Annotated in this window: 7 protein-coding genes; 5 read left to right on the top strand and 2 right to left on the bottom strand. The window is 61.1% G+C overall.

Annotated features, from left to right (window positions below):
• Positions 1 to 26: 26 nt before the first annotated feature.
• Positions 27 to 1,406, bottom strand: coding sequence for an exodeoxyribonuclease VII large subunit (xseA, locus tag BP26_RS0101905; RefSeq protein ID WP_029918890.1), 1,380 nt, complete (start codon positions 1,404 to 1,406; stop codon positions 27 to 29).
• 161 nt (positions 1,407 to 1,567) lie between these two features.
• Here xseA and guaB point away from each other — a divergent pair, with 161 nt between their 5' ends.
• The 5 genes from guaB to BP26_RS0101935 all read left to right on the top strand — a co-directional run bounded on the left by guaB (position 1,568) and on the right by BP26_RS0101935 (position 9,734).
• On the top strand, positions 1,568 to 3,064 hold the full coding sequence (gene guaB / locus BP26_RS0101910) for an IMP dehydrogenase (protein ID WP_029918891.1): 1,497 nt from the start codon (positions 1,568 to 1,570) through the stop codon (positions 3,062 to 3,064).
• Positions 3,065 to 3,130: 66 nt separating this feature from the next.
• Positions 3,131 to 4,705 (top strand): glutamine-hydrolyzing GMP synthase, encoded by a 1,575-nt coding sequence (gene guaA, locus BP26_RS0101915; protein ID WP_029918892.1) that lies wholly within the window; start codon positions 3,131 to 3,133, stop codon positions 4,703 to 4,705.
• Positions 4,706 to 4,868: 163 nt separating this feature from the next.
• The gene (locus BP26_RS0101920; protein WP_036515809.1) at positions 4,869 to 7,142 is read left to right on the top strand and encodes an AAA family ATPase; all 2,274 of its coding nucleotides are present in this window, start codon (positions 4,869 to 4,871) and stop codon (positions 7,140 to 7,142) included.
• Positions 7,139 to 8,989 (top strand): UvrD-helicase domain-containing protein, encoded by a 1,851-nt coding sequence (locus BP26_RS0101925; RefSeq protein ID WP_029918894.1) that lies wholly within the window; start codon positions 7,139 to 7,141, stop codon positions 8,987 to 8,989. Before BP26_RS0101920 ends, BP26_RS0101925 begins: the two co-directional genes overlap by 4 nt.
• A gap of 388 nt (positions 8,990 to 9,377) precedes the next feature.
• Entirely contained in the window at positions 9,378 to 9,734 is a 357-nt protein-coding gene (locus BP26_RS0101935; RefSeq protein WP_029918895.1) for an ArsC family reductase, read from the top strand.
• A gap of 112 nt (positions 9,735 to 9,846) precedes the next feature.
• On the opposite strand, the gene BP26_RS0101940 is transcribed toward BP26_RS0101935, so the two are convergent.
• Positions 9,847 to 11,634, bottom strand: a complete 1,788-nt coding sequence (locus BP26_RS0101940; RefSeq protein ID WP_051748055.1) for a cholesterol oxidase substrate-binding domain-containing protein — start codon at positions 11,632 to 11,634, stop codon at positions 9,847 to 9,849.
• Positions 11,635 to 12,159 lie beyond the last annotated feature (525 nt).

Below are 12,159 nucleotides of genomic sequence, written 5' to 3' on the forward strand. Positions count from 1 at the left end.
CTCCCGCACCGAATCCCCGGGTAGCGCTACGCGCTTCCCGGGCTACGGTTGTTGCGCGCTTCCCGCACTTCGGCGGTTACGCTGCCGCGCGCCAGCTGCGCTTCGATGACCGAGCCGGGGCGGGCCTGCGCGGCATCCTGCAGGACGGCGCCGTGTTCGTCGCGCACGATGGCGTAGCCGCGCGCCAGCACCGCTTCCGGATTGAGGCTGTCGAGCAGGGCCTGGGCCTGCGTCAGTCGGGCGCCGCGGTCTCCCAGCAGGGTTTGCATGCGGCTGCGCAGCAGCATGGCGAGCGAATCGATGTGGCGTCGTTCGCCCTGCAGGCGCAGCGAGGGATCGGCGCGCAGCAGGCGGCCGGACTGGGCTTGCAGGCGATCGCGTTGGGTGCCCAGGCGTGAAATCCAGGCGTGGCGCAGTCGCTCGTCCAGCTCGTCCAGGCGTTGTGCGCGTTCCTGCAACCGGCGGCCGGGATGCAGGATGCCCAGGCGCGCCTGCATGCGCGAGACCTGCTCCGCCGAGCGTTCCAGCCCTTCCTGCATGGCGTAAAGCAGTTGTTCGCCGGTGTTTTCGACGCGTGCGGCCCATTCGGCGATATCGGGCGTGGCCAGCTCCGCCGCCGCAGTCGGCGTGGCGGCGCGCAGATCGGAGACGAAATCGGCGATGGTGACGTCGACCTCATGGCCCACGCCGGTGACCACCGGCACGGCGCAGGCGCGGATGGCCCGCGCCACGGCTTCCTCGTTGAAGGCCCACAGGTCTTCCAGGGAGCCGCCGCCGCGCACCAGCAGGATCACATCCACCGGCGCTCGCCGCGGCAGTTCCGAAAGTGCGCGGACGATGGCGGGCGGCGCTTCGGCGCCCTGCACCGGTACCGGGTAGAGGAACACCTCGGCCAGCGGCCAGCGGCGGGCGAGGGTGGTGAGGACGTCGTGTACGGCGGCGCCGGTGCCGGAGGTGATCAGGCCGATGCGGCGCGGCGTTTCCGGCAGCGGCCGCTTCAGTTCCTGGTCGAACAGGCCTTCGGCCGCCAGGCGCGCCTTCAGCGCTTCGAAGGCGCGCAGCAGGGCGCCGGTGCCGGCCGGCTCCATGTGATCGACGATCATCTGCAGCTCGCCGCGCGCCGGGTAGATGCCCACCTTGCCGCGGATCAGCACCGCGTCGCCGTTGGCGGGCGGCGGCCGCACATAAAGATTGGAGTTGCGGAACATGGCGCAGCGCAATTGCGCCCGCTCGTCCTTGAGGGTGAAATACCAGTGGCCCGAAGCCGGCTTGGCCAGGTTTGAAATTTCACCCTGCACCCACAGGTTGGGCAGACTGTCTTCCAGCAGGCCGCGCAGGATCTCCGCCACGTCGGAAACGGCGTAGATGGTGCGCGAATTGGAACCGATGGGGGAAGCGTCGGACATGGTGTGCGCCCATATTAACGTCTGCACGGGCGGTGAGGGCCGCGGGTGACGCGGCCGGGCGCCCGGCAAATGCCGACACAATGGTGCTTGGGACCGGGCCCCGGAAAGGGGATGAGAGTTGCGGCCCAAGTCTGTATAATATCGCTTTGCCGGAGCCGTAAATGTCGCGCCAGTCCCCAGACTCCCGCATCGATCTCGAAGCCCTCACTTTCGATGACGTTCTGTTGCAGCCCGCCTATTCCGAGGTGCTGCCGCGCCAGGTCGACCTGCGCACGCCCCTGACCTCCCGCATCACGCTGAACATCCCGCTGCTGTCCGCGGCGATGGACACCGTCACCGAAGCCGGCCTGGCCATCGCGCTGGCGCAGGAAGGCGGCATGGGCATCATCCACAAGAACATGACGGCCGAGCGCCAGGCCGCCGAAGTGCGCCGGGTGAAGAAGTACGAGTCCGGCATCATCGCCGACCCGATCACGGTGCCGCCGGACATGACCATCGCCGAGGTGCTGGCGCTGACCCGCGCCAACCGCATCTCCGGCGTGCCGGTGGTGGACGGGGCCAAGCTGGTCGGCATCGTCACCAGCCGCGACCTGCGCTTCGAAACGCATATGGATCAGCCGGTGTCGCAGATCATGACGCCGCAGCCGCGCCTGGTCACGGTGCAGGAAGGCGCGCCGCGCGAGGAAGTGATTTCGCTGCTGCACAAGCACCGCATCGAGAAGATCCTGGTGGTGAACGGCAAGTTCCAGCTCACCGGCATGATCACGGTGAAGGACATCCAGAAGTCCACCGAACATCCGCTCGCCTGCAAGGACGAGCATGGCCGCCTGCGCGTCGGCGCGGCGGTGGGCACCGGGCCGGATACCGATGACCGCATCGCCGCCCTGATCGAGGCCGGCGTGGACGTGGTGGTGGTGGATACCGCCCACGGCCACAGCAAGGGGGTGATCGACCGCGTGGCGCGCATCAAGCAGAAGTACGGCGACCAGCTGCAGGTGATCGGCGGCAACATCGCCACCGGCGACGCCGCCCTGGCCCTGGTGGCCGCGGGCGCGGATGCGGTCAAGGTCGGCATCGGCCCCGGCTCCATCTGCACCACCCGCGTGGTGGCCGGCGTCGGCGTGCCGCAGATCAGCGCGGTGATGTCGGTGGCCTCCGCCCTGATCGGCAAGGGCATCCCGCTCATCGCCGACGGCGGCGTGCGCTACTCCGGCGACTTCGCCAAGGCCCTGGCGGCCGGCGCTTATGCGGTGATGGCCGGCGGCCTGTTCGCCGGTACCGAGGAAGCGCCCGGCGAGGAAGAGCTGTATCAGGGCCGCTCCTACAAGTCTTACCGCGGCATGGGCTCGATGGGCGCCATGTCGCAGGCGTATGGCTCCAAGGACCGCTACTTCCAGGACACCACCTCCGAAGTGGAGAAGCTGGTGCCGGAAGGCATCGAAGGCCGCGTGCCCTACAAGGGCCCGATGGGGGCGATCGTGCACCAGATGCTCGGCGGCCTGCGCGCCTGCATGGGCTATACCGGCTGCTCCAACATCGAGGAACTGCGTACCCGTACGCGCTTCGTCAAGATCACCGGCGCCGGCATCAAGGAATCGCACGTCCACGACGTGACCATCACCAAGGAAGCGCCGAATTACCGCAGCGAGTCGACGTAGGGCGGTAAGCGGGATTGATGGCCGTCTGATTGCCGCCTCGCGCGGGGCTTTGCATTGGTGACTACATTGAAGAACATTCACGCCGACAAAATCCTCATCCTGGATTTTGGATCCCAATACACCCAGTTGATCGCGCGCCGTGTGCGCGAGCTGGGGGTCTACAGCGAGATTCATCCCTGGGACATCGGCGACGCCGACGTGCGCGCCTTTGCGCCGAAAGGCATCATCCTCTCCGGCAGCCCGGAGTCGGTGACCGAGCCGAACTCGCCGCGCGCGCCGGAGAGCGTCTGGTCGCTGGGCGTGCCGGTTCTGGGCATCTGCTATGGCATGCAGACCATGGCGGCGCAGCTCGGCGGCAGGGTGGAGCCGGGGCACGTCAAGGAATTCGGCTACGCCGAGATCCGCGCTCGCGGCCATAGCGAGCTGTTCCGCGATATCCAGGACCGCACCAACGAGCAGGGCCACGGCCTGCTCGACGTGTGGATGAGCCACGGCGACCGCGTCGCCGAGATTCCGCCCGGCTTCAAGCTGATCGCCTCGACCAAGGACGTGCCGAACGCGGGCATGGCCGACGAGTCACGGCACTACTACGCCATCCAGTTCCACCCGGAAGTCACCCACACCACGCAGGGCAAGCGCATCTACTCGCGCTTCATCCACGAGATCTGCGGCTGCGGCAATGCCTGGACCGCCGACAACATCATCGAGGATGCGACCAAGCGCGTGCGCGAGCAGGTCGGCACCGGCAAGGTGCTGCTGGGCCTGTCCGGCGGCGTCGATTCATCGGTGGTGGCGGCGCTGCTGCACAAGGCGATCGGCGACCAGCTCACCTGCGTCTTCGTCGACCACGGCCTGCTGCGCCATCACGAAGGCGACCAGGTGATGCAGGTGTTCGCCAAGAACCTCGGCGTCAAGGTGATCCGCGTCAACGCCGAAGCGCGCTTCCTCGAAGCGCTCAAGGGCGTCAGCGACCCGGAAGCCAAGCGCAAGATCATCGGCCGGCTGTTCATCGAAGTGTTCGATGAAGAGGCCGGCAAGATTAAGGATGTGGACTTCCTCGCCCAGGGCACCATCTACCCGGACGTGATCGAGTCCGCCGGCGGCAAGACCGGCAAGGCCCACGTCATCAAGAGCCATCACAACGTCGGCGGCCTGCCGGCGCACATGAAGCTCAAGCTGGTGGAGCCGCTGCGCGAGCTGTTCAAGGACGAGGTGCGCACCATCGGCGTGGAACTGGGCCTGCCAGCGGAGATGGTGCAGCGCCATCCCTTCCCAGGCCCCGGCCTGGGCGTGCGCATCCTCGGCGAGATCACCAAGCACGCGGCGGACACGCTGCGCCTGGCGGATCACATCTTCATCGAAGAGCTGCGCAATGCCGGCTGGTACGACAAGACCAGCCAGGCCTTCGCCGTGTTCCTGCCGGTGAAGAGCGTCGGCGTCACCGGCGACGGCCGCCGCTACGAGCCGGTGGTGGCGCTGCGCGCGGTGGAGACCATCGACTTCATGACGGCGCGTTGGGCGCACTTGCCGTATGAGCTGCTCGACGTGTGCAGCCGGCGTATCGTCAACGAGGTGCCGGGCTTGTCGCGGGTGGTGTACGACATTTCGGGGAAGCCGCCGGCGACGATCGAGTGGGAGTAAAAATTTAGCCGATGCTAGTGTGCCAAATCATGTCTTTTTGTAAAGAAGACAATGACTTGAGATGGCGTTGGACTATTATCCTTTGCGCGAGAATTCGATGGGCAATCGCATTGCTTGATTGACCTCCAAGTAAGCACTAAGGTGCTGCCGGGGAGGGGACAAAATGCGCATCTCACAAGTCGAAATTGGTAACTTTAGGAAGCTTGTCGCTACACGCATCGCGTTCGCGCACGAGAAAACTGTATTTGTTGGTGCAAACAATAGCGGAAAGACGTCCGCTATGACTGCGCTTAGTCGGTTTTTCGTCGATTCAAGAGGCTTTTCGATCAACGATTTCAGCCTTGCACACTGGCAAGCGCTGAATGCGGAAGGCGATGCTTGGGAAGCAGCGCTGAAAGCCAACAAAGAAATTCCAATCCCTAATCTATCTAATCTTTTGCCCCAACTCGACGTGTGGTTGGAGGTAGGGAAGGGGGAGATGCATTATGTGCAGAAGCTTCTTCCAACTTTAGATTGGAAATCCGGCTCGCTAGGGGTACGCCTACGCTATGAGCCTGATGATTGGAGCAAGTTTCAGAAGGAATATTTGGCAGCCAGAGTGAAGGCTGCCGAAACCACCGCAGGCGCCATCAAGGCGGCTGAGGGCAAAGGCGAGCCGCCGCAGTTAGAACTCTGGCCGCTGACCCTGATTGACTTTCTTGATCGACGCGTCAGGTCGTTCTTTAAGGTCAAAGCCTATCTACTAGACCCGGCTAAGGTCGTCGAACCTTCAAATGGCATAGCAGCGATGCAGGAACTCCCCGCCGGACTTGAGCCGGTGGACGGCAACCCGTTGGACGGCTTGATCCAGATTGACGAGATTAGTGCGCAACGTGGCTTCGGTTCCCCAGCCACGCTTCGCGTTCAACGCGAAGATAGTGGTGTGGAATCTCGTAGTGGCCGGCGCCTCTCTACGCAGTTGCGTTCCTACTATGACAACCATCTTGACTGGCAGGACACGCCAGAACTCTCTGACATCAAGGCCATTGAGGCTTTGGATAAGGCGAGGAAGGTCTTCGACGAGCGCCTCTCAGAATCGTTTGGCAAGGCCCTTAAGGAACTTCAGAAGCTTGGCTATCCTGGTATATCGGACCCCAAGTTGAAGATAGCTACAAAGCTCCAGTTACAGGACGGGTTGAACCACGCTTCAGCAGTCCAGTATGAGATTCCCGGCGCTACGGATGGAAGTATCCATCGGCTGCCCGAGGATTCGAATGGTCTAGGCTACCAAAATCTCGTTTCCATAGTTTTTGGCCTGATGAGCTGCCGCGATGCGTGGATGCGGGTCGGGAAAGCTAGTGTCGCTAGCATCGAGATAAAACCTCCGCCGCCGCTTCACCTGATGCTCGTGGAAGAGCCTGAGGCGTACCTCCACGCTCAAGTCCAGCAAGTTTTTATCAAACATGCGTACGATGTGCTCCGCAACGATCCGGCACTGGGTGAGTCGACTGCGTTCCGCACGCAGCTTGTAGTCAGCACGCACTCTAGTCATGTCGCACACGCCTGCGACTTTTCCGCATTGCGCTATTTCCGTCGGCTTCCGTCGAGTGAAAAGCGCAAAACGCCCACGGCATGTGTGGTCAATCTTTCAAATGTGTTCGGGAAATCTGATCAGACAGAAAAATTCGTTACGCGGTATCTAAAGGCGACGCATTGCGATCTGTTCTTTGCGGACGCTGCGATTTTTATCGAAGGTAACGCCGAACGCATCCTGGTACCGCACTTTGTGGAGGAACTCGATGCCTTCGAATACCTCCGCAGCTGCTATATCACTTGGCTGGAAATTGGCGGAAGCCATGCGCACCGATTCAAGGCGCTCGTTGAGGCTCTCGGTCTGACTACGCTAATTATCACCGACCTCGACGCGAAGGACCCTATTACCCAAAAGAGTGAAAGCCCCTCTCTTGGTGAGGGCCAAGAGGCTCGTAATGAGACCCTGCGAACATGGACGCCGAATAAGACTTCGGTCGATGAGTTAATCAAGCTTTCAGAGGACGCAAAAGCGCTGGTCCATCCAAATGGTTACGCTGTTCGTGCAGCCTATCAGACAAGTACAAAAATTAAGGTCGGGGCCGTAGAGGAAGAAGTGCTCGCGAATACGTTCGAAGATGCATTGCTCTATCGGAACATCGCATTCTTTAAGGGACGCGTGGCGACGGGGCTGGCAGGCAGGTTCCAAGAAATTGTCGATCAGGCGATTTCCGCGGCTGAACTCACGAAGCTGGCGAGGGGCGAGATCAGTAAAGGCGACAAAGCTGAATTCGCTCTTGAGCTGCTTTACAGCAAGGATGTCGAGAAGCTGCAGGTACCTGTATATATCGAGCATGGCTTGTTGTGGTTGATAAAACAGCTCGAGCGCAAGGAGGCTGACCTGGCGCCCAAGACAGGTGCGACATGAGTACGGTTACTCCGTTGAAAACGGATGACCTTGATCTCCATGTGGATGAGGAAATCAGGCAGTGCTTGAATCCTCAATCGCCTAAGAGCTTTTTTCTATTTGCTGGCGCTGGATCGGGTAAGACGCGCTCTCTTGTAGCAGCCCTCGACCACTTGCGCGACTCGATGGGGAAGAAGTTGCGGATGCACGGCAAGCGGGTCGCCGTCATCACTTATACGAAGGCTGCTCGAGATGAGATCATACGCAGGACGCAGTTTGATCCAGTCATTGCTGTATCAACGATCCACAGTTTCGCGTGGACGTTGGTTGATGGATTCAACCACGATATTCGAGAATGGCTGCGCGTAGAGCTTCGGGCTGGGATCGCTGAGTTGGAGGTGAAGGAGGCGAGTGGGCGAAAGGGGACGAAAGCCTCTGCAGAGCGGTTGGCAGATATAGCTTCGAAACAGCGGAGGCTTGCGCGCCTCGATACCATCAAGAAGTTTGTCTACAGCCCTGACAGCGATAACCGTAGTCGCGATTCTCTCAATCACGCCGAGGTGTTGAAACTTGCCGGGGAGTTTGTGCGTACTAGGCCGACGCTGCGTCAAATCTTGTGCGACGGGTATCCATACATTTTGGTTGACGAGAGTCAGGATACTAATCGGCACATTGTCGAGGCGCTTTTCGCTTTTCAAGCAGCTCATAAGGGAGAGGTTGTCGTCGGATTATTTGGGGACATGATGCAACGCATCTATGGGGATGGACAGCCAGGCCTTGGCGAGAACATTCCTTCAGATTGGGCAACGCCCACGAAGAAACTTAACTTCCGATGCCCGCGAAGGGTGGTCGAACTGATAAATAAGGTTCGAGAGGGTGCCGATAAGCAGGTCCAAATTCCTCGCAGCACCGCACCGGAAGGTCACGTCCGGATATTTCTTTTTCCATCTGCGAGAACAGATAAAGCTGTAGCCGAACAAGCGGTCTGCGCTCACATGGCCAAGCTTACCGCCGATGATGGGTGGTTGGATGATGGGGCCGTGAAGATCTTGATCCTTGAGCATCGGATGGCTGCGCTTCGAATGGGCTTCGACGATCTTTTCGGCGCACTCTCCTCCGTCGCGCAATTCCGAACTGGCCTGCTCGACGGGTCCCTGCCTTTATTGAGCTTCTTTTCGAATCTTGTTCTTCCTCTATGTGACGCCAAAGGGGATAAATTTTCTATTGCCAGAGTTGTTCGCGCGGTGTCGCCGCTTGTTAGCGCGAGTGCGCTGAAAGACGCAGAAGATGAGGTCGAGCAACTCGGGAAGGCACAAGTCGCAGTCGATGTTCTTGTCAATCTTATCGACAACAAGCCAAATACCACATTTGGCGAAGTGGTTCAGTGTATAGCCGCGACAGGCCTATTCGTTCTTCCGGACGTAATCAAGGTCGCCTTGGCGGGCGCTGCCACTGGCGCCGACATCGATGAAGAAGACGAACAAGAGGAGCGTGCGGATAGGGAAAAGGGTGTGGCCGCGTTTCTTGGGGTACCTTTTGGGCAGATTCGCGCATACGCAAAATATGTCGGTCGCAAAGCACGTTTCGATACTCATCAGGGCGTAAAGGGCTTGGAGTTCCCGAGGGTGATGGTCATCATGGATGATCGCGAGGCCCGCGGTTTTCTTTTCAAGTATGACAAGCTCTTTGGCACTGGCTCAGAGGACACCACAACTGCTTCCACGCGTCGCCTCTTCTATGTGACTTGCAGTCGTGCGGAGCGCTCGCTTGCGCTCGTAGCCTATGCGGACCAACCTGATCACGTTAAAGCGAATTTGCTCGCGAACGGATGGTTCAAGGCGGATGAAATGCATGTCGGCGTGCCCTGATCATCGCAATTACAGAACGAAGCTGCATTCCGATACTGAGCGGGTCCAAATCGAAATCACGTCGTTCAGGCTCGTCAAAGGGTATTCCGGTGAAGATTTCGTCGCCGCGAATGTGGAGGTCGGTCGGTGGTTGAAGCGCCAGCCGGGCTGCCGCTCTGCCGGATCGCGGAGCGGGACGATGGGGCAATTGACGATACGTTGCTCTGGGACTCGATCACAGAAGTAGAAGTGCTAATGCATCGTCAGATGGACGAGTTACGCAATTTGCCGGTGCATACCATGATCGACCAAAGCACAATGTCCTGGATGGTATCGACGGCGTGGCACTTTTTTGGATCGCGCGGTTGACCTATCCTTCACACCCTAGGTATGCAATGGAGTGGGGTATATGTCCGGCAGCGTGACGATTTATGGCATCAAGGCGTGCGACACCATGAAAAAGGCCCGTGCTTGGCTCGAAGAGCACGGTGTGAATTACGCCTTCCACGACTACAAGGCTGCGGCTATTGATCGCACTCATCTCGAAGCATGGATCAAGGCGGTGGGTTGGGAGACGGTGCTGAACCGTGCCGGCACCACCTTCCGCAAGCTGCCCGAAGCGGATCGTGAAGGGCTGAACGAGGCCAAGGCGATCAAGTTGATGTTGGCGCAGCCCTCGATGATCAAGCGGCCGGTGTTGGAGACCGGCACGGGTGCGCCGCTGGTGGGATTCAAGCCCGAGGTTTACGCGGCTCGATTTTCCTGACAAGGCTTTTGATCAAAAGCGTCATTCCAGTGAGAGCCGGGGTCCAGGGCAGGTAAAGGACTGGACCCCGGCTTTCGCCGGGGTGACGATTCCTGATTTCCTCAAATCTTCTTCAAGGCAGCAAGGTATCCAGCAGCGGCGAGCTGAACAGTCTTGCCGGATCGAACAGGTCCAGCGTTGCCTTGGCGGTATCCCAGTTGTCGCCGACGGCCTGGCCGGTGCGCAGGCTGTTGGGGATGGTGGTGCCCAGCGCGGTCGGGTCCGACCAGGCGGCGGAGGTGGTGTAGCCCCAGCCCTTGGACCATTCCACCCGTACCGAGCCGTAGCTGGCGTAGTTGGAATACATCCACTGTTCGACTTCGCTGTAGAACTGGTTCGCGTAGAGCGTGCCGGGGATGGTGAGGATGTCGAACCACACGGCGACGTCCCATTCGGGATGATCGGGGCGCGGGCGCAGGGCGGAGAGTTGCGGCGAGGGGGCGCCGCTGATGCCGACCACGTCGCTTGGGCGGTCGAGGCCGGTGACGCGGATTTCCACCGGGCCGTTCATCGGGTACTGGCCCAGGGCCTGGTAGGCGCTGAGCTTGGCAGAGTACATGACGTAGAACTCGTTGATGGCGCGCTGGATGTTGGCGCGGCTGGTGATCACCGCGTAGCCGTTGGCGGTGACGCGCAGCGTGGTCGGCTTGATGTAGAGCAGGGTGTTTTTCGACCAGCCCCAGATGTCCCAGGTACTGGTCAGGACCAGGCCGGCGGCGACGACGTTGTACTGGGTCAGGCCGAAGTTGGGCGTGGTGGTGGGATCGTTGAGCACCGCCTGCGCTTGCGCGTCGACGATGGACTGGTCGATGCCGTCGCTGAAGGAGTAGTTGTACGGCTGGTTCACCTGGCTCGAGGTCCAGGGCTTGCTGGGCGCGATGCTCCAGACCTTGAGCCAGGGCTTCGGCGTGAACGGGAACCAGATGGTTTCGACGCGGCCGGCGCTGTTCAGGTAGCTGGTGAAGGTGTTGCCGGAGGAGCCCGCCGGCGCGAACAGCTCGGCGGCGGTCTTGTCGAACCAGCTCTGGCAGCGCAGCCGCTGGTTGGTGCCGACCTGCAGCGTCACCTCGGTGATGAAGGCGCGGCCGACGTGGGTCAGCAGGGCGGCGCAGCCGGCGTCGGTGCGCTGGAAGGTGCGCAGCACGTACTGGCTGCTGGCGGTATCCCATACCACCGCGGTCAACGAACGGATCAGGTTGCTGAGCGAGCCGTAGGTGTTGCCGGAGACCAGGGTTTCGCCGGTCTTCGGAATGGCGGTGCCGTGGCCGTCGATGGCGAGCGCGCCGCCCAGGGTGAGATCGCCGGGAGCGGGGCAGGCGTTGACGCCGAGGGTGGAGGCTTCGAGCGTGGTCAGCAGGGCTTCCATCAGGATGCCGGTCTGCGCGGTGACGGTCTTGGGAGTGCCCGAGGTGTTGACCGACACGGCGGTGAGGTGCTGCTTGGTGTCGACCAGGATGATGTTGGGGCAGGTCGCGCCAGGGGCTACGGTCAGCGGCGACCAGTTGTGCATCGCGCCCACGGGACGGACCTTGTAGCCCTGGGCCCTGGCCCAGTTGCAGACGGTGACCACATCGGCCGGCGTGGCTGGCGCGCAGGTCCACATCGGGTCTACCGCGATGTCGCGCGCCCAGTTGATGTAGGCCTGCTGGTATAGCGTGATGCCGGATGGAAAACCCGTCGGCGTGGAGCACGCCGCTTCGGCCGCGCCGATACGGAATGCCGGTAGCCATCCCACCAGGGCGCCGGCGGCGGCTGCCTTGCCGGCACCGCCGAGAAATTTGCGCCGCGACAAGCCTGTCGCTTCAGTGGTTTCCGGGGAATGCGAAGGAGTCTTGCCGCTTTCCTGCGTCGATCTTGCCATTGGTCATCTCCCAGTCAGTGAATAGGTTGCCGATTGACAACAAGCCCTACTTCCAACTCGCAACTACAGCGAATGTCGTTGCGGAACGCCGGAGAAAACGGGCGCGGCTTTGGTATTGAAACTGCTGAGTACCGAGTCGACTGCTGGCCGTTCGTCCTGGATCACTTCCCTGATAGGGCAGGGAAGCTATGCCCGTTTCCGGGCATGAACCTCATCCGAACGAATTAGGTTTTCGGGCTGTGCGCAGCGGGCCTTTTGGTGCTTCCGAACCTTGCGAATCGTGAAAATCGGATGTTGCAACAAGGCCTTCGGACATGTTGTTCATGGCTTCAAGTGGCGTTGAACAACATCGCAAATTCAGGCCCGCGATGGGTGACGATGTTTGGATATCGGGCGGCGGCGTGCCTTGAACTGCGCCTACCGATCCTTCGCTGGCTGCCAAGTTGGCTAGGGTTTTTCCCTCCCCTTGCGACCGCAGGGAGTCCCCGTGGGACGGGAGGGGCCAGGGGAGGGGTTGGTTGTGGT

Source organism: Nevskia soli DSM 19509, from assembly GCF_000711955.1.
In the GTDB taxonomy this organism is placed as follows: domain Bacteria; phylum Pseudomonadota; class Gammaproteobacteria; order Nevskiales; family Nevskiaceae; genus Nevskia; species Nevskia soli.

Excerpts from the sequence above, each read along its gene's own strand:
- xseA (WP_029918890.1), bottom strand. The coding sequence starts at position 1,406 with ATGTCCGACGCTTCCCCCATCGGTTCCAATTCGCGCACCATCTACGCC.
- guaB (WP_029918891.1), top strand. The coding sequence starts at position 1,568 with ATGTCGCGCCAGTCCCCAGACTCCCGCATCGATCTCGAAGCCCTCACT.
- BP26_RS0101920 (WP_036515809.1), top strand. The coding sequence starts at position 4,869 with ATGCGCATCTCACAAGTCGAAATTGGTAACTTTAGGAAGCTTGTCGCT.
- BP26_RS0101925 (WP_029918894.1), top strand. The coding sequence starts at position 7,139 with ATGAGTACGGTTACTCCGTTGAAAACGGATGACCTTGATCTCCATGTG.
- BP26_RS0101935 (WP_029918895.1), top strand. The coding sequence starts at position 9,378 with ATGTCCGGCAGCGTGACGATTTATGGCATCAAGGCGTGCGACACCATG.
- BP26_RS0101940 (WP_051748055.1), bottom strand. The coding sequence starts at position 11,634 with ATGGCAAGATCGACGCAGGAAAGCGGCAAGACTCCTTCGCATTCCCCG.